The 23,594-nt window shown below is 72.6% G+C and carries 20 protein-coding genes and 3 tRNA genes; 16 read left to right on the top strand and 7 right to left on the bottom strand.

Annotated elements, in window-relative coordinates:
• The first annotated feature begins 100 nt into the window (after window positions 1-100).
• The 5 genes from JG540_RS08305 to JG540_RS08285 all read left to right on the top strand — a co-directional run bounded on the left by JG540_RS08305 (window position 101) and on the right by JG540_RS08285 (window position 6,304).
• Window positions 101-1,588 carry an FAD-dependent oxidoreductase gene (locus tag JG540_RS08305; protein ID WP_200275287.1) on the top strand — a complete coding sequence of 496 codons (1,488 nt, stop codon included), beginning with the start codon at window positions 101-103 and terminating at the stop codon, window positions 1,586-1,588.
• Between the two features lie 266 nt (window positions 1,589-1,854).
• A complete protein-coding gene (gene ald, locus JG540_RS08300) occupies window positions 1,855-2,970 on the top strand; it encodes an alanine dehydrogenase (RefSeq protein ID WP_200275284.1) in 1,116 nt (371 codons plus the stop codon).
• 186 nt (window positions 2,971-3,156) lie between these two features.
• Window positions 3,157-4,017, top strand: coding sequence for a zinc metalloprotease HtpX (gene htpX, locus JG540_RS08295; protein WP_200275282.1), 861 nt, complete (start codon window positions 3,157-3,159; stop codon window positions 4,015-4,017).
• 386 nt (window positions 4,018-4,403) lie between these two features.
• Complete coding sequence (locus JG540_RS08290) at window positions 4,404-5,672, top strand: sensor histidine kinase (RefSeq protein WP_200275280.1); 1,269 nt, start codon at window positions 4,404-4,406, stop codon at window positions 5,670-5,672.
• The gene (locus tag JG540_RS08285) at window positions 5,660-6,304 is read left to right on the top strand and encodes a response regulator transcription factor (RefSeq protein ID WP_200275278.1); all 645 of its coding nucleotides are present in this window, start codon (window positions 5,660-5,662) and stop codon (window positions 6,302-6,304) included. Before JG540_RS08290 ends, JG540_RS08285 begins: the two co-directional genes overlap by 13 nt.
• A gap of 202 nt (window positions 6,305-6,506) precedes the next feature.
• Here the strand turns inward: JG540_RS08285 and JG540_RS08280 are convergent, their stop codons facing one another.
• The gene (locus JG540_RS08280; protein WP_200275275.1) at window positions 6,507-7,148 is read right to left on the bottom strand and encodes a DM13 domain-containing protein; all 642 of its coding nucleotides are present in this window, start codon (window positions 7,146-7,148) and stop codon (window positions 6,507-6,509) included.
• 310 nt (window positions 7,149-7,458) lie between these two features.
• Between JG540_RS08280 and JG540_RS08275 the strand changes: the two genes are divergently transcribed.
• Entirely contained in the window at window positions 7,459-7,968 is a 510-nt protein-coding gene (locus tag JG540_RS08275; protein WP_200275273.1) for a hypothetical protein, read from the top strand.
• Window positions 7,969-8,019: 51 nt separating this feature from the next.
• Here JG540_RS08275 and JG540_RS08270 read toward each other — a convergent pair whose 3' ends face one another.
• Window positions 8,020-8,517, bottom strand: a complete 498-nt coding sequence (locus JG540_RS08270) for a YajQ family cyclic di-GMP-binding protein (protein ID WP_200275271.1) — start codon at window positions 8,515-8,517, stop codon at window positions 8,020-8,022.
• Between the two features lie 295 nt (window positions 8,518-8,812).
• On the opposite strand from JG540_RS08270, the gene JG540_RS08265 reads away from it, so the two are divergent.
• The 6 genes from JG540_RS08265 (at window position 8,813) to JG540_RS08240 (ending at window position 10,904) form a co-directional block, all read left to right on the top strand.
• Window positions 8,813-8,896 (top strand) — tRNA-Tyr (locus JG540_RS08265).
• A 110-nt stretch (window positions 8,897-9,006) separates the two neighbouring features.
• A tRNA-Thr gene (locus tag JG540_RS08260) sits at window positions 9,007-9,079 on the top strand.
• A 41-nt stretch (window positions 9,080-9,120) separates the two neighbouring features.
• A tRNA-Met gene (locus JG540_RS08255) sits at window positions 9,121-9,194 on the top strand.
• 58 nt (window positions 9,195-9,252) lie between these two features.
• Window positions 9,253-9,423 (top strand): 50S ribosomal protein L33, encoded by a 171-nt coding sequence (gene rpmG, locus JG540_RS08250; RefSeq protein ID WP_026426483.1) that lies wholly within the window; start codon window positions 9,253-9,255, stop codon window positions 9,421-9,423.
• A gap of 34 nt (window positions 9,424-9,457) precedes the next feature.
• Entirely contained in the window at window positions 9,458-10,297 is an 840-nt protein-coding gene (locus JG540_RS08245) for a MaoC/PaaZ C-terminal domain-containing protein (protein WP_200275269.1), read from the top strand.
• Window positions 10,298-10,394: 97 nt separating this feature from the next.
• Window positions 10,395-10,904: a MarR family winged helix-turn-helix transcriptional regulator gene (locus JG540_RS08240; protein WP_234042763.1), complete on the top strand. Its 510-nt coding sequence runs from the start codon at window positions 10,395-10,397 to the stop codon at window positions 10,902-10,904.
• 18 nt (window positions 10,905-10,922) lie between these two features.
• Here the strand turns inward: JG540_RS08240 and JG540_RS08235 are convergent, their stop codons facing one another.
• Together JG540_RS08235 and JG540_RS08230 are read right to left on the bottom strand one after the other, a co-directional pair.
• Window positions 10,923-14,981: a carboxyl transferase domain-containing protein gene (locus JG540_RS08235; protein WP_200275265.1), complete on the bottom strand. Its 4,059-nt coding sequence runs from the start codon at window positions 14,979-14,981 to the stop codon at window positions 10,923-10,925.
• Entirely contained in the window at window positions 14,978-15,649 is a 672-nt protein-coding gene (locus JG540_RS08230; RefSeq protein WP_200275263.1) for a nucleoside triphosphate pyrophosphatase, read from the bottom strand. Before JG540_RS08230 ends, JG540_RS08235 begins: the two co-directional genes overlap by 4 nt.
• Window positions 15,650-15,919: 270 nt before the next feature.
• On the opposite strand from JG540_RS08230, the gene JG540_RS08225 reads away from it, so the two are divergent.
• The 4 genes from JG540_RS08225 (at window position 15,920) to JG540_RS08210 (ending at window position 20,267) form a co-directional block, all read left to right on the top strand.
• Window positions 15,920-16,999: a biotin--[acetyl-CoA-carboxylase] ligase gene (locus JG540_RS08225; RefSeq protein WP_200275261.1), complete on the top strand. Its 1,080-nt coding sequence runs from the start codon at window positions 15,920-15,922 to the stop codon at window positions 16,997-16,999.
• A complete protein-coding gene (locus JG540_RS08220) occupies window positions 16,996-18,345 on the top strand; it encodes an adenylate/guanylate cyclase domain-containing protein (RefSeq protein WP_407648317.1) in 1,350 nt (449 codons plus the stop codon). Before JG540_RS08225 ends, JG540_RS08220 begins: the two co-directional genes overlap by 4 nt.
• Window positions 18,346-18,460: 115 nt before the next feature.
• Entirely contained in the window at window positions 18,461-19,132 is a 672-nt protein-coding gene (locus tag JG540_RS08215) for a response regulator transcription factor (RefSeq protein WP_200275259.1), read from the top strand.
• 55 nt (window positions 19,133-19,187) lie between these two features.
• Window positions 19,188-20,267, top strand: a complete 1,080-nt coding sequence (locus JG540_RS08210; protein ID WP_200275257.1) for a sensor histidine kinase — start codon at window positions 19,188-19,190, stop codon at window positions 20,265-20,267.
• A 333-nt stretch (window positions 20,268-20,600) separates the two neighbouring features.
• On the opposite strand, the gene JG540_RS08205 is transcribed toward JG540_RS08210, so the two are convergent.
• The 3 genes from JG540_RS08205 to JG540_RS08195 all read right to left on the bottom strand — a co-directional run bounded on the left by JG540_RS08205 (window position 20,601) and on the right by JG540_RS08195 (window position 23,494).
• Window positions 20,601-21,389: a VTT domain-containing protein gene (locus tag JG540_RS08205; protein ID WP_234042762.1), complete on the bottom strand. Its 789-nt coding sequence runs from the start codon at window positions 21,387-21,389 to the stop codon at window positions 20,601-20,603.
• Window positions 21,390-21,567: 178 nt separating this feature from the next.
• Entirely contained in the window at window positions 21,568-22,059 is a 492-nt protein-coding gene (locus JG540_RS08200; RefSeq protein ID WP_200275254.1) for a GtrA family protein, read from the bottom strand.
• Between the two features lie 61 nt (window positions 22,060-22,120).
• The gene (locus JG540_RS08195; protein WP_200275252.1) at window positions 22,121-23,494 is read right to left on the bottom strand and encodes a hypothetical protein; all 1,374 of its coding nucleotides are present in this window, start codon (window positions 23,492-23,494) and stop codon (window positions 22,121-22,123) included.
• Window positions 23,495-23,594 lie beyond the last annotated feature (100 nt).

Raw genomic sequence — 23,594 nt, 5'->3', positions numbered from 1 at the left:
GCCCGTCCCTGGCAAGGGGCCTGCGGCCTTTCCTTCGTAGACTGGCAGTGGGCTGCCCAGCCCCACCCAACCGCACTTCGAGTCAGGAACCTTGAGAACAGTGAGCACGCGTCCGCTTTCCGTCGCCGTCATCGGCGCAGGCCCCGCCGGCATCTACGCCTCCGACATCCTGTCCAAGTCCGGGCTTGACGTGAGCATCGACCTGTTCGAGCGGCTGCCCGCCCCCTACGGACTGGTGCGTTACGGCGTCGCCCCCGACCACCCGCGCATCAAGCAGATTATCGTGGCCCTCTACAAGATCCTGCAGCGCGGCGACATCCGTCTGATCGGCAACGTGGAGGTGGGCCGGGACGTGAGCGTAGCCGAGCTACGCGAGCACTACGACGCCATCGTGCTGTCCACCGGTGCGGACACCGACGCCCCCCTGGACATCCCCGGCGTGGACGCCCCCGAGTGCTACGGCGGCGCCGACTTCGTCTCCTGGTACGACGGCCACCCCGACCACCCGCGCACCTGGCCCCTGGAGGCCAAGGAGGTGGCGGTGATCGGCGTGGGCAACGTGGGCCTGGACATTGCCCGCGTGCTGGCCAAGCACGCCAAGGACCTCATGGTCACTGAGGTGCCGCAGAACGTGGCGGAGCAGCTGGCTGCCAGCCCCGTAACCGACGTGCACGTATTCGGCCGCCGCGGCCCCGCCCAGGTCAAGTTCACCCCCCTGGAGCTGCGCGAGCTCGGCAAGCAGCCTGACGTGGACGTGACGGTGGACGAGGAGGACTTCGAGTACGACGAGGGCTCCCAGGCCGCCCTGGCCGCCTCCAACCAGCAGCGCCAGGTGGTCAAGGCCCTGGAGGGCTACGCCATGCAGGACCCGGAGGACCTGACCGCCTCCCACGCCATCCACATCCACCTGTTCCAGGCTCCGGTGGAGGTGCTCACCGACGCCGCGGGGCACGTCACCGGCCTGCGCACCGAGCGCACCGCCCTGAACGGGGACGGCACCGTGCACGGCACCGGTGTGTTCACCGACTGGCCCTGCCAGGCCGTCTACCGGGCGGTCGGCTACGCCTCCAGCCCGCTGGAGGGGCTGCCCTTCGACCACGAGCACCACGTGCTGCCCAACGAGGGTGGCCGGGTGCTGGGGGAGGACGGTACCCCCATCACCGGCGTCTACGCCACCGGCTGGGTGCGGCGCGGGCCCGTGGGCCTGATCGGCTCCACCAAGTCCGACGCCCAGGAGACCATCGGCAACCTGGTGGCGGACGCGCAGGCGGGGCTGCTGCACGCCAGCACGCAGGACGAGGCCCAGGTGGGCCACGACGCCATGCTGGCGCTGCTGACTGAGCGGCAGGTCCCCTTCACCACCTGGGAGGGCTGGGAGCTGCTGGACGCCTATGAGCGAGAGCTCGGGGAGGGCTACGGCGAGGTCGAGGTCACCGGCGGGGCCATGAAGCCGCGCGAGCGCGTCAAGGTGGTCTCCCGCAGCGCCATGACCGCGATCTCCCGGGGCCTGGGCGCGCCTGAGGACCTGATCGGCCAGCCCGACGTCGACCGGGTCCCCGAGCGGGTGGTCCACCGCCTGGCCGACTGACTCCTGGCCGCCTGACGCCTGTGCGACTGGGCTGTGTCCGCCCGCAGGTGCCCTGCTCTTCCCGGCCGTCTCTGGCGGCTTGCGGTCCACCGCCTGCCTGCGCTCCAGGGCGGCGGTAAGGCTAAGGGTGGCTGTCAAGGACCAGGACGGGACTGGTGCGGGAGGCAACCGGGCCGGGTAGGGGTGCGCCGCAGGCTGCCTTGCCCTATGTTCGTAGGTGACCGCCCGCACCTGAGCGGGCGGGCAGCCCGACTGAAAGCAGGACCATGCGTATTGGCGTGCCCACCGAGGTAAAGGACAACGAGGCGCGAGTGGCTCTCACCCCTGCGGGAGCCCACGCCCTGAGCCAGCGCGGCCACCAGGTCACCGTGCAGAAGGGTGCGGGCCTGGGCGCCGGGATCACCGACGCCCAGTACGAGGCGGCAGGCGCCACCACCACCGACGACGTCGCCGCGCTGTGGGCTGACGCCGAGCTGGTGCTCAAGGTCAAGGAGCCGGTGCCCTCCGAGCTCGCCTACCTGCGCCCGGGCCTGGTGCTGTTCACCTACCTGCACCTGGCTGCCGACCGCGAGCTGACCCTCCGGCTCCTGGAGTCGGGCACCACCGCAGTCGCCTACGAGACCGTGGCCACCGACGGCGGGGCCCTGCCGCTGCTGGCCCCCATGTCGGAGATCGCCGGACGCCTGGCCACCCAGGTCGGTGCCGACTGCCTGCTGCGCAGCCGCGGCGGGGCGGGCGTGCTGCTGGGCGGGGCCGCCGGGGTGCGGCGCGGGCAGGTGGTGGTGCTGGGAGGCGGTACCGCCGGCCTGAGCGCAGCCCGGGTGGCGGTGGGCATGGGGGCGGAGGTCACCGTCATGGACATCAGCCCTACGCGTATGCGCCAGATCGACGAGCTCAGCGGGGGAGCGATCCGCACCCGCTTCTCCACCAGCCTGGACGTGGCTGAGGCCTGCGTGCAGGCGGACCTGGTGATCGGGGCGGTGCTGGTGCCCGGGGCCCGGTCCCCCAAGCTGGTCACCCGGGAGACGGTCCAGTCCATGCGGCCCGGCAGCGTGCTGGTGGACATCGCCATCGACCAGGGCGGGTGCTTTGAGGACTCCCGCGTGACCACGCACTCCCAACCCACCTACGAGGTGGACGGCAAGGTCTTCTACTGCGTCGGCAACATGCCCGGGGCGGTGCCGCACACCTCCACCTACGCCCTGACCAACGCGACCCTGCCCTACGCCGTCTCCCTGGCTGAGCAGGGCTGGCGGGAGGCCTGCCGGAGCAGCGCGGAGCTGGGGCGGGGTCTGAGCACCCATGACGGCCGCCTCTACACCGCGGGGGTCGGCCAGGCGCTGGACCTGCCGGTAGCTGCAGTGGCTGACCTGCTGGGCTGAGGCTGGCGGAGCGGCTGGACCTCTCGGCTGTGACCGGCTGCCTGGGCCGAGGGCGGGGGGCTGGTCCGGCGCCCGCAGCACCGGCCCCGCCGTCGGTGGTCCGTACGGGGGCCGGGAGACAGTGGCAGGGCCGCGGCCAGGTCAGGCTCACAGCCCGTACACAGCCCGAGGGCCTAGGCTGGTGCCGTGACCAAGCACCACAACGGACTGAAGACCGCCGCCCTGCTGGGTGGCATGTGGGGGATGCTCGTGCTGCTGGGCTACCTGCTGGCCCAGGGCACCGGCTCCTCCGTCTGGCTGTTCATCATGCCGCTTATCGGCCTGGCCCAGACCGCCTACTCCTACTGGAACTCTGACAAGCTGGCGGTGCGCTCCATGGGGGCGGTGGAGGTCACCGAGGCCGAGCAGCCGGTCATGTACGCGGTGGTGCGTGAGCTGTCCCAGGTGGCTGGCAAGCCCATGCCGCGCCTGTACGTGGCCCCCACCATGAGCCCCAACGCCTTCGCCACCGGGCGTGACCCGCAGCACGCCGCCGTGTGCTGCACCCAGGGCATCCTGCAGCTGCTCAATGAGAGGGAGCTGCGCGGGGTGCTGGGGCACGAGCTCTCCCACGTCTACAACCGGGACATCCTCACGGGCTCTGTAGCCGCCGGGATAGCGGGGCTCATCTCCTCCATCTCCTCCATGGTGCTGTGGTTCGGGGGCGGGCGGGACCGCCGGGAGGCGGGCAACACGATCGTGCTGGTGCTGGTGGCCCTGCTGGCGCCGTTGGCGGCCATGATCACCCAGATGGCGGTGTCCCGTACCCGTGAGTTCGACGCCGACCACGACGGTGCCGTGCTCACCAACGACCCGCTGGCCCTGGCCTCCGCGCTGCGCAAGCTGGAGGGGGGCGTGGCGCGTGCGCCCCTGCCCCAGGACCCGCGGGTGGAGCCGCTGTCCGCCATGATGATCGCCAACCCCTTTGGCCGGGTGCGCAACCTCTTCGCCTCCCACCCGCCTATGGATCAGCGCATCGCCCGCCTGGAGCAGATGGCCGGCTACTAACCCATCCCTTTCCGCGAGACCGGGACATATGGCTCGCGAGTTCGGTAAGGTCCACCTTGGTCTGTGGATAACTCACGGCAGGTAGGCCTGCTCCGGGGCGCGGGACGACGGCGCCCGGCCAGCCATGTGGTATAGGCCGAAGCTTGGTAGGAGGGGCAGGCCAGCGCCCGGCCCGGGGCACAGGCCAGCGCCCGGCCCTTCAAGGGACACAGGCCGACACCCGTCATGGGGTACAACCAGACGCCCGGCCTAGCATGGGGCACATCCCGACGACGGCACCCCGCAGCCCGCCTGCCTCAGGAGGTAGCCGGTGTCGGGCTGGCCCCACCCCCTCCACGCCAGCAGGCAGGCTGGGAGACGGGAGGCCGTAGGCAGAGCATGGAGCCATGAACGACACAGACACCAATAGCTGGCAAAGGCGCTACCGGCAGGCCGGGCGCGACGCCGGTTTCCTCCTGCTCTCCGGCCCGGTCCTGCTAGGTGCCTTCCTGGTGCTGGTGCCCCTGAGCCTGCTGGCCGCCTCCACCACCATCATCTGGGTGGGGGTGCCGCTGCTGGCGGGCACCCTGCTGCTGGCCACGCGCGCGGCCGCACTCGGCCGGTGGGCGGTCGCCGCCGTCGACGGCAGCGAGTACCTGCCCGGTGGCTACCAGCAGCCCCAGCCAGGCGACCGGAGGCTACGGCGGCTCCTGCTGCCCCTGCGGGACCCGCAGCGCTGGCTGGACCTGACCTGGGTGGTGCTCGGGTTCGGGGTGACGCTGGTTACCTGGAGCATCGCGGTCGTCTGGGTGACGGCGGCCGTCCTCGCCCCGGTCGGGCCGCTGCTGCGGCTGCTGGCGGGCCCGGAGGCAGGAAACGCCAGCAGCCAGCACCTGGCCGGGCTACTGGGCCTGGAACCGGTCCTGCTGTGGGCCAGCGCCATCGACCTGCTGCTGGGGGCGCTGGCCGTCCTGACCGCCCCCTACGTGCTGCGCCTGCTGGTAAAGGTCAACCAGCTGCTGGCCCGGGCGCTGCTGTGCTCCCGCAGCCAGGTGGCCCGCCTGGAGACCTCGCGTGCCGCCCTCTGGCGCGCCGAGTCCGAGGCTCGCCGCTGCCTGGAGAGGGACCTGCACGACGGCCCACAGCAGCGTCTGGTGCGCCTGGGCATGGACCTGGCCCGCGCCCAGCGCCAGCTCCGCCGCGACCCGCAGGCGGCTGAGGACACCATCGCCGGGGCCATTGCCCAGACCCAGGAGACCCTGGACGATCTGCGCCGCCTGTCCCGGGGGATCGCCTCACCGGTGCTGGTGGACCGGGGGCTGGCCGCCGCCCTGGCAGACCTGGCCAGCCGCTCGGCGGTGCCGGTGCAGGTGCAGGCGCAGCTGCCGCGCCTTCCGGAGCACGTGGAGCAGACCGCCTACTTCGTGGCCAGCGAGGCCCTGGCCAACCTCAACAAGCACGCCGGTGCCAGCGTGGCGGAGCTGGGGGCGGCCTACGAGGCTGGCAGGCTGAGGCTGTGGGTGGTGGACGACGGCTGCGGAGGCGCGGACTTGGCTAAAGGGCACGGGTTGGCGGGGCTCAGGGAGCGGCTGGAGGGCGTCGGCGGGCAGCTGCTGCTCAGCTCGCCGCCAGGAGGACCGACCCGGGTGGAGGCGGTGGTGCCGTGCGCGTCCTGATCGCGGACGACTCCGTGCTGCTGCGCCAGGGGCTGGCCCTGGTCCTGGCGGAGGGCGGCCATGAGGTGGTGGCGGAGGTGGGTGACGGCGAGAGCCTGCTCGCCCAGGCGCTGGCGCTGCGCCCCGACGTCGTGGTGGCGGATATCCGCATGCCGCCCTCCCACTCGGACGAGGGGCTGCGGGCTGCCGCGCGCCTGCGTGGGCAGTGGCCGGGGGCACGGGTGCTGCTGCTGAGCCAGTACGTGGTGGCGGGCTACCTGCCTGAGCTGCTGACCGACGGCGGAGGTGGTCTGGGCTACCTGCTCAAGGACCGCGTCACTGACATCGACGCCTTCCTGGAGGCGGTGGAGCGGGTGGCCCGCGGGGAGCTGGTGCTGGATCCGGAGGTGGTGTCCCAGGTGCTGGGGCGCGGTCGCCGGGTGGACCCGCTGGCCTCGCTGACCCCGCGGGAGCGGGAGGTGCTGGAGCTGATGGCGCAGGGCTGCACCAACGTGGCGATCGCCGGGCGGCTGGTGGTTACCGAGGGGGCGGTGGAGAAGCACACCCAGCGGATATTCGCCAAGCTCGGCCTGCTGCCGGACGCTGCTGTGCACCGCCGGGTCAAGGCTGTCCTCACCCTGCTGTCCGCCTGAGGGGGCAGCGGGGACGACGACGCCGGGGCCGCCCGCAGCACCTGGCCGTGTGCGCCCCCCCGGGCGGCTGGTGCTGCTGGTCGCCAGTCAGGTGCACACCTGAGCCAGGTAGCACGCTTGCGTCAGGTACGACGGTGCCCAGGCCTGCGTAAGGCCTGGGCACCACCAGGGACTAGATCCTTCTCGTATGGTCAGGGGCCGGTCAGGCCTGTGGGGCCAGGGGCGCGGCCCCGAAGGACACGCTGAAGTCCTCGCACCACAGCACCACGGACTGCCACTGGCTCAGGTCGGTGCCCTCCGGCAGGTCGTAGAGCTGGTTGCCCAGGTTGCCCTTGATCGGGGCGACGTCCAGGTGGGCGTGGTCCTTGGCGGTGAACCAGCCAGCGAAGCCCTCAACCACCGGCCCGGCACTGAGCCACACGCGCACGTCCGGGCCGTTGGAGGTGGCCAGGTCCGCCAGTGCCAGCTGTAGGCGCCCGTCAGGCAGGCGGTAGATGCTGGCGGTGCCGGTGGTGGTGTGCTCGTGGGAGGTAAAGGTCCCGGTGGACACCAGCACCGGGCCTGCAGGCTGGGCCTCGGGCGTGGCTGGACCCTGGGGGTCTGCCGCCGCGGTGGCGTCGTCGGAGGCGGCCTCGGAGGCCTCGGAGGCTGGTGCGGAGCTGCTGGGCGCCTTGGGTGCGGGCGCGGCGGCAACGGGCAGGGTGTCGTTGACGGTGGTGTCCACCAGCAGCAGCCAGGGCTTGAACACTGCCAGGGCCACTCCGGCCGCCACCAGGCAGGCGGCGGCGACGGCGGCAGTGGCACGACGGTGGGCACGGACAAGAGTAAGTAGCTTGGTCAGCATGGGGCGTAAGTGTAGGGGGCGCTCCGCTGGCGCCCACCATGGTGAGGGCCACTGTGAGGAGCACTGAGGCAGGGCGTGGCACCTGCGGTCCCCGACGCCCAGGTGGCCCCGGCTGGAGCCCGGTGCCGAGGCCTGCCTCAGGGCTGCGGGGGCGGGAGAGCCTGGGCACGGGGAGAGCTGCCCCCGCTGCCGGGCAGCTCGCGCTGGCCTGCCTTGTTAACCTGGTCGAGGTTCATGGAGGTGACCGATGTCAACCCTGAGTAGGCGGTGTCTCACTCTGGCTGGTGCCACGGCAGTGTCGGCGCTCCTGGTGGGTTGTGCGACTCCGGCCGGTCTCCTTGGTGGGAGGCGGCGGGGAGAACAGCCGGACAAGCGCTTCGCCAAGCTCACTGAGCACGTGGTGGAGCCGGTCACGGTCTCCACTGAGATGAAGGGCCCTATCAGGCTCATGCCTGGCCTGGGAATCGTGAGCGGCAGCTTTATCGGCCAGGGATGGGCTGAGGGCCGTGTTGACCTTCCCTACCCGGACCGGCCCGTCTGGATGCACGCGGTCCTGGAGGTGTCTCCTGAGCCTGCCCAGGCCCTTGAGGAGGCCGCGCAGGCGGTGGCGGAGCTGCTGCCCCCGGTGCACCCCGCCTTGCACCACCTGGTACCGCTGGGCGCGGAGTTCAAGGAGGTGGCACCGGCGGACGCAGACTATGTCCTGGCGGTGGACCAGGCCCAGCTTGATCCCTCAGAGGCCAGATTCGGCACTGAGCAGCTGGTCGTGTGCGCCGCCAAGCGGCTGGTGGTCATGACCGCTGTGCTGTGGCCCAGGTGAGGAGCCTGCGGCGTCTGGAAGGGCAGCACCGCCCTATCCTGCCTGAGTCGCTCAGCGGTAGTTGACGAACTGCAGGGCGGCGTCGACGTCGAGCCCCTTGAGCAGGGTGATCGTGGCCTGCAGGTCGTCCCGGGACTTGGAGGAAACGCGCACCTCGTCGCCCTGGATCACGGCCTTGACGCCTTTGGGGCCCTCGTCCCGGACGGCCTTGGTGATCTTCTTGGCGACCTCCTGGCTCAGCCCCTCCTTGAGCGGGCAGACCAGCTTGTAGATCTTGCCGGAGGGCCGGGGCTCCTTGTCGCCCAGGTCCAGGGCCTTGAGGGACACGCCGCGGCGGAAGAGCTTGGACTGCAGCACGTCCAGGACCGCCAGCACGCGCTCGGCGGAGTTGGCCTCCAGGGTGATGGTGTCCCCGGCCAGCGACACGGCGGCGTCCACGCCCCGGAAGTCGTAGCGCTGGGAGATCTCCTTGGCGGTCTGGTTGACGGCGTTGTCCACCTCCTGGCGGTCCAGCTTGGAGACGACGTCGAAGGAGGAGTCTGCTGCCATGGTCTGCCCTTTCTGCCTGGTGCCTGGGTGGCGGGCGGGTGCGCGCCGACGACGGGGTCACTGGGATGGTAGCCGGGTCTGCCCGGGCGGGGGCGGTTACCGGGCTGCCTGCGCCTGCTGCGCTGCTGCCCCGCCACGGGCTGGCGGCCTGCCGTCAGCGGGCGACGGCGGGTGGCACGGGATGGTGGGGCTGCGTGTGAGCAGCGTCCTACGGGCCGGATTGGCGCCCACCGGAGTCCGCTTGCTATTCTTCCACGGCAACGAACGCGGCCCTGGTGGGTCGGGTGCGGAGCAAGGCGGGTTGCCCGAGCGGCCAATGGGAGCTGACTGTAAATCAGCCGCGTAAGCTACGGGGGTTCGAATCCCTCACCCGCCACCATGGCCACCTCGGTGGTCAGGCCCCTGTTCGCAGGGGCGCCCCGCAGTGAGGGAGTTCACGGGGGTGGGAGTTGCGAGAGCAGATCCCAGCCACCTAAAGTTCCGCTCGTTGCCCCGATAGCTCAGTAGGCAGAGCGTCTCCATGGTAAGGAGAAGGTCAAGGGTTCGATTCCCTTTCGGGGCTCTGACACGAAGGGGGCCTGCTGGCCCCCATTGTGTTGATATGGCGAGGTAGCTCAGCTGGTTAGAGCGCACGACTCATAATCGTGAGGTCGAGGGTTCGAGTCCCTCCCCCGCTACGTACGTTTCGAGCAAGGCGCCACCGGCTGCTCGAGGATCAACAAAGAGGAGCACAACGTGGCTAGCAAGAGCGCGGACGTTCGCCCCAAGATCACTCTGGCGTGCTCGGAGTGCAAGGAGCGCAACTACATCACCAAGAAGAACCGCCGTAACACGCCGGACCGGCTGGCCATCAGCAAGTTCTGCTCCCGTTGCGGCAAGCACACCGAGCACCGTGAGACCCGCTGAGCGGCGAACCGGCTCGGACCGGTAGCATCCGGCTGTGAGCAGACCAGGCCCCGTCAACCCCAGGTTGGCGGGGCCTCAGCGTGCCGCGGCCCCCGCAGGTGGTGCTCCCGCCCGGTCCGGGCGGGTCGGTCCGGTCCTGGAGGAGGTGCTGCAGCGCTGCGAGCTGGCAGACGCTGGGGCGCGGGCGCAGCAGGTGACGTCGCTGCTCAGGCCGGCGCTGGCAGGGCTGGACCAGGTCAGGCAGTCCCTGGGGGAGCAGCAGTGGGACGGCCTGGTGCACCGCCGTTGCCGTTTGCGCCCCGGTGCGCCCGGGCAGCCGTCCGACGACCGGCAGCCTGCCCCGGAGCAGGCGTGCACCACGGTGGAGGTGCTGGGCAGACGCGCAGGCTGGGAGTTGCTGCGCGCCTCGACCTGCTGGCGGTCCCCGGGGGCGGGGACGCCCCGGGTCGTGCACGATCTCGCACGGTACCTGGGGCAGCAGCCCGGGGCTGTCCCCAAGGTCCTGCCGCAGGCGGAGGCGCTGGCTGGTGCCGTGCCTGGGGCAGGTGGGCCGCGGCTGCAGCTGTCTCCTGCTGATGTGCGGGCCTGGGCGCAGGCCAGCGGCGACCGTAACGCCATACACGTGGAGCCGGGCCGCGCGCACGCCTTGGGGCTGCCGGTGGGAGCTGGCTCGGTAGTGGTCCACGGCATGCTGCTGGCGGCCTTGTCCCTGGCGGTAGCACCCCTGCGTGCCCCTGAGGCGGACCTGCGGTTCCTGCGGCCGCTGCCCCTGGCCCTGGACGGTACGGTGTGGTTGGCGGCAGACCGGGACGGCGGCCTCTGGCACGCGGGACGGCTGCTGCTGCGCCGTGGTGACCACAGGGTGCGCAGCTAGGGGATGGGCCACAACCGCAGGGTCAGACGGTTCCCTGTGCTTATACTTGACCGTTCACTTAATGACGGTATGTGGGAAAGAGGATCCCGTGCAAGGCATGTCACAGACCCAGTGCGGGCAGGTGCGCGGTTGCGGCCAGCCTAGTGGCTGCGGACAGCCTGACGGTGCCCGGCGCCCCCTGGACCCGCAGGAGATGGCGGCCTGGCGGGCCTTCCTGCTGGCCTCCACCTCCGTGACCGCCGCCCTGAACCGGGAGCTGGAGGAAGGTGCGGGCATCTCCCTGCACGAGTACGAGATCCTGGTGCGTCTGCTGGAGGCGGAGGGGAACTCGCTGCGCATGAGCGTGCTGGCCCAGGGCACTGCCCAGTCCCGCTCCCGCCTGACGCACACGGTGTCCCGTCTGGAGAAGGCCGGCCATGTCAGCCGCAGCTCGTGCCCCTCTGACCGGCGCGGCGTGTTCTGCCACCTGACTGAGACGGGCCAGCAGTTCCTGGCCCGCACCGCCGCGCTGCACCTGGACGGTGTGCGTCGGCACGTGATTGACCGGGTCCCCCCGGACCAGCTGGCCCTGCTGACCTCCTTGCTGACCCCCCTGGCGGAGGACTGACCCCCGGCGGTCCCGGGCTCAGCGGGTACCGCGAGGCAGCAGCCCCGCCAGCTCCTCCCAGACTGCGGCCAGGGCTGGCAGCAGCCGTCCCGTCCCCCCTGCCGGTGCAGGCATCCCAGCCGTCAGGGAGGGGTCCTTGACCTCTGGGGCTGGTGGCCGCCAGGCACCGTGGGCGTCGTGGTGGAGCCGGACCCACTGCAGGGAGGCGGACTCCCCGTCGCAGGGCACCAGCCTGTCCAGCCCGGGGTCGGGTAGCAGCCGGGCCGTGAAGGTCGTGTAGGACCAGTCCGGGTGCTGCTGCAGGTGGTGCGCCCCAAGACGCACCAGCGTGGCAGGCACCCCCGTCTCCTCCTCCAGCTCCCGCAGGGCCGCCTGTGCCGGGTCCTCGCCCTGGGCCACGGCCCCACCGGGCAGCCCCCAGCAGCCCCCGTGGTGCGTCCACCTGGCCCGCTGCTGCAGGAGCACCTCCAGCCCCACGTCCGCAGACCGCCACAGCAGCACCCCGGCCGCCCCGGCCAGTCCCCAGTGGCGTGCCCCGCAGCCGCAGTCGACCCAGCCGTCACCCGGGTGGTGCACCACGTCCACCGGCGCGACCAGCGGGGCCTGCTCCTGCGGCGCGGCGGGTGCGGTACCGAGCGCTGCGCCGGGCCCCGCAGACTGCCTTGCTACAGGCCCGGAGCCGCCGGTGCTGTCGTCGCTCGGCCCGGTGGCGCCGTGGTCTGCCTGGAAGCCGTTGCTGCCCGGCGCCGTGGCCTGCCCGGCACGGGCCGCTGCCGCAGGCGGGGGCGGCGTCGTCAGCAGCTGGACGATCCGGGCGCGGGTGGCGTCAGGCTCCACGAGCTCATCCACCCAGCCCAGGGCCACGGCCTGGGGGGCCGCCTCCGTGGCCTCCTGCTCCGCCACCAGCCGGGCACGCAGCCCCTCCACCTCCGCCGCCCCGGCCTGCTGGGCCTGTGCCAGCCGCCGCCGGTGCACCAGGCCGACGGCGCTGCGGGCGTCCATCACCCCGATCCGCGCCTGCGGCCAGGCCAGCGCCCACGCCCCGCTCAGGGGCTTGGAGCCCAGGGCCACGTAGGCGCCACCGTAGGCGCGCCGCGTCACCAGGGTCACCGCCTGGCAGCCAGCTGCCCGCAGGCTCGCGTAGGCGGACACCAGCGCCGCTCCGTGCCGCACCACCCCGCCAGCCTCTGGCGCCGGGCCGGGCAGGAAGCCTGGCGTGTCCACCACGGTGACCACGGGCAGGCCCAGGCGCACGCACAGGCCCAGGTGCTCACTGACCTTCTGGGCGGCCTCCGGTGTCAGGGCCCCGGCCAGGACCTGGGGCTGAGGGGCCACCAGTCCCACGGGCAGGCCCTCCACCCGGGCCAGGGCCGTGACCACGCTGGTAGCCCAGCGGGGGCGCAGCTCCTCCAGCTCAGAACGGTCCGTCAGGGACCGCAGCAGCTCGCGCACGTCATAGGGCTCCGCCCGGTCTGCGGGCACCGCCAGGGCAGCTACCTGGTCACCCGGCACGGGGACGCACCCCGCCCCGCCCCGGCGCAGGGGCAGCGCCCGCCGCCCCTGCCGCAGCACGGGGGCGTAGGAAACCAGCCGGCGGGCTGCGGCGAAGGCTGCCTCCTGGTCGGGGACCGTCAGGTGCGCGGTGCCTGAACGGGTGGCGTGCAGCTCCGCCCCGCCCAGGGACTGTGCGTCCACCTGCTCCCCGGTGGAGGCGGCCAGCACCGCCGGGCCAGTCAGGAAGAGCTGGCCCGGCCCCTCCACCATCACCAGCAGGTCCGCCAGGGCGGGGGAGTAGGCGGCCCCGCCGGCTGCCGCCCCCAGCACCAGGCCGATCTGCAGGACCTGACCGTGGGCGCGGCGCTGCGCGGCCAGGACCAGCCCCACCCCGGCCAGGGCGTCCACGCCCTCCTGCACGCGGGCACCGCCGCCGTCCAGCACGCTCAGCACCGGCAGGCCGGAGGCGGCGGCTGCCTCGACCAGGCTGGCCACCCGCCGCGCCCCCTCCAGACCGATCGTGCCTCCCTTGACGGTGGGGTCCTGGACCCACAGGGCGACGTCGCGGCCCGCTACACGGGCCTGGGCGGTCAGTACCGCGTCGGCCTCCACTACCTGGCTGAGGCTGCCTGGGTCCGCCAGGGACTGGGCCCGGGCCCGGGCGCTGCGGTCGGCCTGGGGGCGGGGGCGGGTGGCAGGGCGCTGACCAGCCGGGGCCGGGTGGCCAGGCTGGGGGGCGGACCCGGTGGTAGCCGGGGCCGCGGGAGCGGGTCCTGGGGCAGGGGCGGTGCCTGCGCGTACCCGGGCCACCAGGGCCCCGCCCGGCACGGGCTGTCCGGGTTCCAGGGGCACGGACTCCACGACCCCCGCCACCGGCGTCGGCACCGGCAGGCGCATCTTCATGGCCTCCAGCACCACCACCTGCTCTCCAGCAGCAACCTGGCTACCGGGGGGCCTGGTGCTCACGCAGGTGCCCGCCAGCGGGGCGCGCAGCTCGACCAGGGAGCCCGGGGCGGCGGCGGTGCTGCCTGGGCCGGCAGAAGAGCCAGCAGCACTGAAACCGGTTGTGAGACCCGCGGTGCCGCCCGCAAGGGCCGTGGGCTCGGCGGGCGCGGGCGTCGTCGTCCAAGCATCCTCGGGGGAGCCGGGGCCGAGGCGGCCTGCCGCCAGGGCCTCCTCCAGCCAGCCGGTGCTCACCCGCCCCCGCTGCAGCGCCTCCGAGCCCAGCACCTGCTGCAGCAGCGGGGCCAGGGTGCGGGGACCGGCCACCTCCACCTCAGCCAGGGCCTCCTGGAGCGTGCGCAGCGCCTCCGGGCGGTCCCGCCCCACCGCCGCCAGGAGCGCCAGCGGCTCCGAGAACTCCGGGCGCAGGGCGTCCCCCGGGAAGGTGCCCCGCTGCACCCGCAGACGGGCTGCCGTCACCTGCCTCCGCGCCACCTGGGCGCGCAGCCTCGCGGTCGACAGGGGCAGCTGGGCTTGCAGCACCGTCCCCACCTGCGGCACCAGGGTGACCGGGTCCTCCGCGTAGAGGCGCACCTCTACGGCGTGCCCGTGGGTGGGGACGCAGTCCTCCGAAACGCCGATGACAGAGGGTGAGGACGGCTCCGCCAGGCCCTCCCAACCCGCCTGCCTGGCCGCCCGCCGCCCGGCGTCCAGGGCCTGGGGCAGCCCCGCCCCCTGGGCCAGGGACAGCTGGGCGGCCACCAGGTCCACCCCGGTGACCTCCTCCGTGACGGCGTGCTCCACCTGCAGTCGCGCATTGACCTCCAGCAGCACCGGCGCACCGGTCTGCGGCAGCAGGAACTCGCAGGTGGCGGCCCCGCGCAGCCCCACCTCACGCAGCAGGCGGCGAGCCCCCTCAGCCAGAGCCTGCTCCGTGGCGGCCGCCAGGCCCGGGGCCGGAGCCTCCTCCAGGAGCTTCTGAGCCCGCCGCTGCACCGAGCACTCCCGGGTGCCCAGGGTTACCACCTGCCCGCGACCGTCTCCCAGGGCCTGGACCTCTATATGCCGGGCCCGCGGCACACGCTCCTGCAGCAGCAGCGCCCCCAGGCCCTGTGCCCGCTCCCAGGTGGCCCGGGCAGCCAGGGGCCCCGGCACCTCCACCACCCCGCGTCCGCCCCCGCCGTGCACCGGCTTGAGCACCCCGGGGCCGTCCAGCTCCCGCAGCGCCTGCTCCAGGTCCGCCAGCCCCGCCAACGGACCCCAGCTGCGCGGCACCAGCAGTCCCAGGCGAGCGGCCAGGCGCACCAGCCGGGTCTTGTCCGTCAGCACCTCCAGCACCTGCGGGTCCGGTCCGGCCCAACACAGGCCCGCCTCCTGGCAGGCGCGGGCCAGCGCGGCGCTCTCCGCCGCGAAACCCACTCCGGGGTGCAGCCCGGTGGCCCCCAGCTCTCGGGCGGCAGCCAGCAGCGCGGCGACGTCGTCGTAGGCAGGTACCAGCGTCGCCTCTGTCAGGGTGCGCGTCCACCCGGCGTCGCGCTCAGCGGCCGTGAGCACCCCGACCGGCTCCCAGCCGCAGCGCCGTGCCGTGGCCGCCACCCTTATGGCCGTCAGCCCACGGGCCGCGACCAGCAGCCGCCTCACCGGACCCCGCCCGGCAGGCTCCACAGGTCCGTCCAGGTGACCCCCAGCCCTGCCAGCAGACGGCGCAGCAGCGGCAGGGAGATACCCACCACCCCGTGCGGGTCACCCTCCACGGACTCGATGAAGGCCCCGCCCAGGCCGTCGATCGTGAAGGCCCCCGCGCACCACTGAGGCTCGCCGGTGGCCGCGTAGGCGGCGATCTCCGCCTCCGTGGGGTGGCCGAAGTGCACCACTCCCGAGCTCACGCCTGCGGCAGTGGCTCCGTCAGCCACCCGCACCAGGAAGTGCCCTGAGTGCAGCACGGCGCTACGTCCTCGCATGGTCAGCCAGCGCTCGCGGACCTTCTCGGGGCTGCCGGGCTTGCCCAGCACCTGACCGTCCAGCTCCAGCATGGAGTCACAGCCGACGACGACGCAGCCGCCCTGGCCACTGGCCTGCGCCACTTCCTGGGGGCTGAGCCGGGCCGCCACGTCCAGCGCCTTGGCCCGGGCCAGGGCCTGTACCTGCTCAACGGGCCCCGGGGCGGGGCGGCCCTCCTGCAGGTGCTGGGCGCGCAGGGCGTGCAGCACGGCGTCCTCGTCCACCGTGGAGACCCGCACCAGGGGCTCCACCCCTGCTGCGCGCAGGGTGGACAGACGGCCGGGGGACTGGGAGGCAAGCACGATCACGCCCTGAGCCTAACCACTTGCGCGCCACCTACCGGGGTACCTGCCAGGACGCCGTAGCGGCCGTGGGGGCAAGGCGCGTCGGGGCTGCCAACCGGGGAGGTACGCTGTACCGCCGCCTGCCCGGTGCGGCTGGAGGGGCTGCGCCGCAGTGGTAAACCCGCACGGTGGTACGGGCATCTGCCTGACGGCCGCCGTAGCGTGGGGCCACAGGGGCGCGAGGCCGGTGCGGCTGAAGGGGCTGTGCCGTAGCCGCTGCACTAGGCTCTGCCCGTGAGCACCGTCGGACACCCCGGGCCGGGACGAGCAGGCCCCCGGACCGGCTCTCCCTGGGCACGCCGGGTGGTGGTGCCCCGCACGGGCTCCACCAACGACGACCTGCGGGCCGCGCTCAGCGGCCCGGACGGCCTGCTGGACCCGGCCAGCGGCCCTTGCTGGCCCCACCTCTCCGTGCTGCGTGCCGCGGAGCAGACCAGCGGGAGGGGCCGGGCCGAGCACACCTGGGTCACGCCCCCTGCCGGGGCCCTGACCGCCTCCGTGGTGCTGCGCCCCCTGGTCCCCGCTGAGCGGCTCGGCTGGCTGCCGCTGCTGGCCGGGCTGGCCGTGTGCCAGGCCCTCAGCCCCCTGCTGGCAGGCAGCGGCTGGTCCTTGCGCACCAAGTGGCCCAACGACGTCGTGGCTGTCCCCGCCCAGAGTGGTCCTGCCGCCGCAGGCCAGGGTCCGGCAGCACCGCCTGCCAAGGCCACCCAGCAGGTGGAGGACCTGCCCGGCTGGGGCCGCAGCCGCAAGCTGGCCGGGGTGCTCACGGAGCTGGTTTCCCCCCGCGGCGGGCTCAGCCCGTTGGCTCCCGCCGACCGGGAGGCCGCAGGCGCCGTCGTCGTGGGCATCGGGGTGAACCTGGGGCAGCAGGCTTCTGGCCTGCCTGTGCCCTGGGCGGCCTCCCTGAGCAGCCTGGGGGCTGCTCCGGCAGCGGTGCTCCCGCAGGCTGGTGAAGCTGGTCTCCTGCCGGCTCCGGCAGACGGCGGCCCCGCAGCCGGGTGGGACGCCGACCTCGTGCTGGACCTGGTTGGCCACCACCTGGCGGACCTGCTGCGTCGGTGGGAGGCGGCGCAGGGGGACCCGGACGCCCCCGGATGCCCCCTGGGGGCGGCGGTGCGCCAGGGCTGCAGCACCCTGGGGCAGTGGTGCCAGGCGCAGGTCCCGGGGCTGCAGGACCCGGTGGAAGGACTGGCGGTAGGGCTGGAACCAGGTCTGGTACTACGTGACCCAGCGGGTTCCTTGCGGGTCCTTGCGGTAGCAGAGGTGACCTCTGTGCGGCATCCTGGTGTGATCTGGGATACTCTGGCCCAGTGAGTACGGAGCAGGCGCAGACCGGAGCCGCACAGGGGCAGGCACAGGCCGCCCCGGGTGTGGGCTCCTGCACGCACTCCGCCGTGGCCTCCAGCCGTCCCGGCCAGGGGCGTCCCGCTGACGGCCTGCCCTCTGTCCCCGCGCCTGCCACGGGGGCTCCGGCTGACGCCACAGGTAGCGGGCGGGCCGCGCACGCTGCCCCGAGCGGGCGGACAGAAGGCGATCAGGTGGGGGCCGCCCCTCCGCACGGCCCGAGCGGGACCGGTCAGGATGTCTCTGTAGAGCACGCTGTAGCAGCGCCTGCTGCCCCTGTCGTCGAGGCGTCCCAGCCTGCGGCGGAGCCCCCCTCAGGGCTGGGCCGCAGCGGGTCCAGCCTGCGTGCGCTGCTGGGAGGGGAGCCCTGCTACGACCTGGAGGGCCTGGCCCGGCAGGCTGGGGTAGAGGTCAGCGACGCCGAGCGCTTCTGGCGGGCCATGGGCTTTGCCGACGTCATGCCCGGCCAGGTGCTGTTCACGGACCAGGACGTGGACTCCCTGAAGAGCGTCATCAACCTGCTCAAGGAGAAGCGCCTGTCCCGGGCCACCCTCAACGAGCTGCTGCGCGCCCAGTCCTACACGATGGACAGGCTGGTGCTGTGGCAGCTGGAGGCCTTCGTCTTCGAGCTCTCACGCCGACGCTCCATGGACGACTCCGCCGCCCGCCTGCTCTGCCTGGAGCACGTGGAGGAGATGATCGAGCCCCTGGTCGCCCAGGTGGTCTACGCCTGGAAGCGTCACCTGGCGGCCCTGGTGTCCCGCACGGAGGCGGAGGTGGCCCGCCGGGGGCAGGAGGAGGTGGGGCAGGACCTGTTCCCCCTGACCCGCTCGCTCGGCTTCGTGGACATCGTGTCCTTCACCAAGCGGGCCCAGACCATGGGGGTCGCGGACCTGACCAGCATGCTCAACGACTTCGAGTCCACGGCCCGGGACGTGGTCACCTCGCGGGGGGCCCGGGTGGTCAAGACCATCGGCGACGCCGTCATGTACATCGCGGACGACCTGCCCACCGCCGCCGACGTCGTCACCGCCCTGGTGGACGAGCTGCAGGCCGGGCCGGACATGCTGCTGGTACGGGCCAGCCTGGTCCACGGGCGGGTGGTCTCCCGCTCCGGCGACGTGTTCGGGCCCACCGTCAACCTGGCCTCCCGGCTGGTTGACACCGCCGCTCCCGGGGGGATCCGCATGGACGAGCCCACGGCGCTGGCCCTGGTCAACGGCCCGGCTGGCTCCCGGTACCGGGTCCGCCCCTGCCACGAGGTGGTGGTGCGTGGACTGGGGCAGATAGTCCCCTGGGAGCTGGAACGGGCTTGAGCCCTGGCGCTGCCTAGGCTGCCCGCAACCCTAACTCTGAGAACTGCCAGAAGGAGGACTGATCGCCTCCTGGGAAAGGATGACTGCTGTGGGAACCTCACCTAATATCAAAAGCGTGATCACTGTGCTTCTCGTTGAGGACGACCCTGCTATCTCCGAGCCCCTGGCCCGAGCCTTCGGCCGGGAGGGCTATGAGGTAGTCACCCACGGCACCGGCAACGGCGCCCTGGGTGAGGTCTCCCGCGCCGACATCATCGTGCTGGACCTGGGCCTGCCGGACATCGACGGCCTGGACGTGGCCCGCCAGGTCCGGGCCCAGGGCCTGACCACTCCGATCCTCATGCTCACCGCCCGCGGTGAGGAGACCGACAAGGTGGTGGGCCTGGACGCCGGGGCCGACGACTACGTGACCAAGCCCTTCCGCCTGGCCGAGCTGCTGGCCCGCGTCCGCTCCCAGGTGCGCCGGGCCTCCGGGGAGGCCATTGAGGAGACCCTGACGGCGGGTGAGGTCAAGGTGGACGTCGCGGCACGGCGCGCCTTCGTAGGCAGCCGGGAGCTGCAGCTGACCACCCGCGAGTTCGAGCTGCTGCGGGTGCTGGTGCGCAGCGCGGGCCAGGTGCTGGCCAGCGAGGACGTGCTCAAGGAGGTCTGGGGTGAGGACCCCACCGGCAGCAAGCAGTCCCTGGAGATGCACGTGACCTGGCTGCGGCGCAAGCTGGGGGACGACCCGGACGCCCCGGCCATGCTGCTGACCGAGGAGGGCGGTTACCGCCTGGTTGCTGCCTGAGCAGGTGGCCTGCCCGGCGCTGGCCGGTCGTGTCTGGATGGTCTAGGAGGGGCCGGTGCGACGTCGCAGCATGGCGATGGCGATGACCTCGGTGGCTGTGGCCGTCGCGGTCCTGGGGGTGCCTCTGGGCAGCGCCTGGGTGGTGCTCGCCTGGCGCAGCACCCCGGACCCTGACGACCGGCTGGAGGTGCTGTTCACGGTGGTCCTGACCATTCTCGGGCTGGCTCTGGTGGCGGCTGCGGCGGCCTACGTCGTCGCCGCGAAGGGCTCCCGGCGTATCTCCGCGCCCCTGATCTACCTGGCGGCGGAGGCTGAGCAGCTGGGCTCGGGGCAGGTGCGGCCCCGCCCGCGCGCCTCCGGGATCGAGGAGATCGACCTGGTGCAGGCCGAGCTGGTGCGCTCCGCGGAGCGGGTGGCGGGGCGGATCGCGGCGGAGCGGCAGTTCGCCTCTGACGCCTCCCACCAGCTGCGCACCCCGCTGACCGGCTTGTCCCTGCGGCTGGAGGAGATTGAGCTGACGGCCCCGGACGAGGCCACGCGCGCTGAGGCGCACGCCTGCCTGGAGCAGGTGGAGCGGCTGGCGGGGGTGGTGGAGGACCTGCTCAAGGCCTCCCGGCGGGCTAGCGGTGGCAGTACGGAGGCCTTGCGCCTGGAGGACGTGTTCGCGCGGCAGCGCGAGGAGTGGGAGCCAGCCTTCGTGGCGGCTGGCCGCCGCCTGGTGCTGAACGACGAGGTGGGTATGCCGGTGCTGGCCAGCCCGGGCTCCTTGGCGCAGGTGCTGGCCACCGTCATCGAGAACTCCTTGCGCTACGGAGCGGGGACCACCAGCGTGAGCGTGCGCAGCGCCAACGGCGGGACCGGCGTCTTTATTGATATTGCCGACGAGGGCAAGGGGGTCAGCGACGAGCTGGCACCGTTCATCTTTGAGCGGGCGGTCTCCGGGCACGGCTCGACGGGGGTGGGGCTGGCCCTGGCGAAGGACCTGGTGGAGGCCGACGGTGGCCGGATAGAGCTGCGGTCCCGCCGCCCGCCGGTGTTCTCCGTGTTCCTCAACGCGGTGCCCCGCTCCCTGGACCCGCACAAGGTGCTGCCGCAGGGGGCCCTGGTCAGCGTGGGCCGCTGGCGCCGCTTCTAACCCCCTCTCACCCTACTCTCTCCCGCGAGACCGGGACATATGTACCGCGAGACCGGGACATATGTACCGCGAGACCGGTAAGGGGAGCCTAAGTTACTGGCGTCCTGCGTGTCCTGTGGCTTGCGGCGGTGGGTGTTCCTCCCTGGCAAGGCAACTCTCAGGGCGCTGGGCAGGGCTGGCAGCGAAGGCTTTCGCACCTCCGTAGGGGGAGCTCAGAAAGTGGGCTGGCACTGGAGGAGATGCAAAGTCTGCACTTCCGTGAGAGGGAGCCCAGGCCAGGCAACAGCCGCGCCGAGCTCAGGGCTGCGTGGCACCGCCCCATCCGGCGGGCGCTCAGGACTGCTGGAGGTCGACGTCGGCCACCCCGGCCTGCGGGGCGTCGGCCACCACGGCCTGCTGCTTGCGGGAGGCCAGCCAGCTGCGCAGGGCGGAGAGGACCATCGGCAGCACGGAGATCCCCACGATTACCAGGATCATCACGTCGATGTTCTTCTGGATCCACTGGATGTTGCCCAGCAGGTAGCCCAGCCAGGTGATACCAAAGCCCCAGAAGGTCGCCCCCAGGGCGTTGAAGCCCAGGAAGTGCAGGTAGTGCATACGGCCCACGCCCGCCATGACCGGGGTGAAGGTCCTCACGATCGGCACGAACTGGGCCAGGGTGATGGCCTTGCCGCCGTGCTTCTCAAAGAAGACCTCGGTGCGCTCCACGTACTCCTGCTTGAAGAAGCGCGAGTCAGGCTTGTTGAAGACCGCCGGGCCCGCCTTGCGGCCGATCAGGTACCCGCACTGGTTGCCCAGCACAGCCGCCAGGAACATCAGGGGCGCCGCCACCCAGATGTGCACGGGCACACCACGGCTAGGGTCGGCCTCACCGATGGCCACGAACATCCCCAGGGTGAACAGCAGGGAGTCCCCGGGCAGGAAGAAGCCCACCAGCAGGCCGGTCTCCGCGAAGATCACCAGCATCACGCCCAGGATCGCCCACGGACCTACCCAGCCCACGAAGGCGGAGATCATGTTGGCGGGGTCCAGCCACTCGGGCCCCAGGGCGGGGGCAGGCAGGGCGGGGAGGGGCAGGGCTGCGGAGAGTCCGGCCGTAAGGGCCGTGGCAAGTGCGGTCACACCCCCCAGGCTAGGTGGCGGCCAGTGGGGCAGGCCATGAGCATTACCTCAAAGGTCTTGTGGCCTTGGGCACGGTGGCAGGGTGGGGCTCTGGTGGGCTGCGGCGACGGCGTGGCTGCACCCGACGGCGGGGCACGGCCTGGTTGCTCTTGGGGGCTGGGGGTGGCGACGTCGTCGCTCAGGCGCCTTTGGTGGCGGCCTGCCTGCCCTTTCCGGTGAACACCACGTAGTGGTAGAAGAGGAAGCGGAAGGCCGTGCCCAAGGCGAAGCCGACGACGTAGGCGGCTACGTTGTCCGCCAACGGGCTGGTGCGCCCCAGCACGTGGTGGGTGAACAGCAGGCACAGCTGCGTTATCACCAGGCCGCCGAGGTTGCCCATCACGAAGAGGAAGGCCTCGCGCGCCGCGTTCTCCTGGGTGCGGCCCCGGTAGGTCCACAGGCGGTTCATGGTCCAGGAGAAGGTGGTGGCCACCGCCGCTGAGGCCACGTTGGCGCTGTTGGGGTGGCCAGCCAGTACCCCGGTGGGTCCGTGCTGCAGGAGGTTGAAGAGCCCGACGTCGACGACGAAGGCCAGGCCACCGACCGTCCCGAACTGCAGCAGCTCCCGCACCCAGGCCAGCAGCCGCTGCTTCACGGAGCTGGTGGGCACGGTCTTGGTCGCGGTGGTCACCGCGCCATCCTACGGGGTGGCCGTGGCGCTCCCGGAACCGCTATGCGCTTGGCGATGCAGGTCAGGGGACCCACTGGATGGTCACGGAGCCCAGGTCCCACACCCAGCTGACCCAGAACAGCTGCCCGACCAGGGCAAGCAGCAGCAGCGCCAGGCGGCGACGGCGGGGGCGCACCGTGCAGGCCAGGGCCCAGGCCGCGGGGGCCAGGGGCAGCAGCAGCCGCAGCAGGGAGGTGGTGGGGTCAAAGAAGGTCAGCAGGTAGAGCAGGTAGCCCACGCACCACCACCAGGCGGCGGGCCCGAGGCCGCGCAGCGCCGGGGAGGTGAGGGCCAGCAGCATCAGCAGCAGCCCGGCGGCAAGCAGCAGCGGCCCCAGGTGGGGGCCGACGAAGTACCCCGAGCGCTCCAGCCAGGGGAGGAAGGGCGTCAGGTGCTGGCCGCGCCAGGCGGTCTCCGTGGCGGTGTAGGCGTCGGCCCGCCCGGTGGCCAGTGCGGCCAGCAGGGGCCAGGACAGGGCGGCGCAGCCCGTCGCCAGGCTCAGGCCCAGCAGTCCGTGCGGGCGGACGGCTGCACAGGTGGGGCGGGCAGGGGTGTCAGGGGCGGAGCAGGAGCCAACCCTCAGGAGGGTGCTGGAGGGGGAGCCGAGGCCAGGGGCGGCGTCCGCCGTCGAGCCGGAGCTGGCGGCTGGGACGGGCCCGCCCGCCGTGGGTAGCCAGGCGGCCAGGGGGCTGCGCAGCCGGGCCAGGGCTGCAGGCAGGGGGACGGCCCCGGTGCTGAGCACCCGCCAGGCCCACCACAGGCCCAGGGTGGCGGAGAGGGGTACTCCCACGGGGCGGGAGAAGGTGGCCAGCAGGGCCACCGGCAGCGCCGTCAGGTAGCGGCCCCGCTCAGCCAGGAGCAGGGTCCCGGACACCAGCAGCAGCCCCAGGGACTCCGCGTACGGCGTCTGCAGCACCGGGGCGCAGGGGGAGGCCCACAGCAGGCCCACCGCCCACAAGGAGGTTTCCTGCCCGGCACGCGGTGCCAGCCACCGGTCCAGCACGATGGCGGCCGCCCCGGAGGCGAGCGTGGCCACCAGCGCGCCTGCGGCGTAGAAAGGCAGCCCCAGAGTCATCAGAGGCAGGCACAGGTAGGGCAGCAGGGGCATGAAGGCCCAGGCGTTGGCCTGCACCTGGCCCCCTGGCCCTTCCGGGAGCGTCCCCGGGTAGCCCTCCACCAGCACCCGCTCGTACCAGCCGGCGTCCCAGAAGGCCATGTGCTCCAGCCAGGTGGGTGCGGCCCCGCCCCAGGGGGTGGCGGGGGTGTCCTGCGCCCCCAGGCGCAGCACCAGGAAGCTCAGGGCCGTGGCGGCGCCCCACACGGCCAGCACCTGCAGGGCGCGGGGCCAGGGCCGGTGGCGGCTTCCAGAGGTGTCCAAGGGGGAGGTGCGGGTCACCGGTCCAGCCTACGGCTAGGTAGCCTGGAGGGGTGGGCGTACCGGCGGCCGCGGGGTGGCGCTGCGGGGGCGGGCGTCGTCGACGTATAGCAGGGGGCTC

It is taken from the genome of Actinomyces weissii, assembly GCF_016598775.1.
Classification (GTDB): domain Bacteria; phylum Actinomycetota; class Actinomycetes; order Actinomycetales; family Actinomycetaceae; genus Actinomyces; species Actinomyces weissii.
Note: the sequence above shows the minus strand (reverse complement) of the source record. Positions and strands in the feature narration are given on the sequence as shown.

Excerpts from the sequence above, each read along its gene's own strand:
- JG540_RS08270 (WP_200275271.1), bottom strand. The coding sequence starts at position 8,517 with ATGGCAGCAGACTCCTCCTTCGACGTCGTCTCCAAGCTGGACCGCCAG.
- JG540_RS08280 (WP_200275275.1), bottom strand. The coding sequence starts at position 7,148 with ATGCTGACCAAGCTACTTACTCTTGTCCGTGCCCACCGTCGTGCCACT.
- ald (WP_200275284.1), top strand. The coding sequence starts at position 1,855 with ATGCGTATTGGCGTGCCCACCGAGGTAAAGGACAACGAGGCGCGAGTG.
- JG540_RS08240 (WP_234042763.1), top strand. The coding sequence starts at position 10,395 with ATGTCACAGACCCAGTGCGGGCAGGTGCGCGGTTGCGGCCAGCCTAGT.
- JG540_RS08290 (WP_200275280.1), top strand. The coding sequence starts at position 4,404 with ATGAACGACACAGACACCAATAGCTGGCAAAGGCGCTACCGGCAGGCC.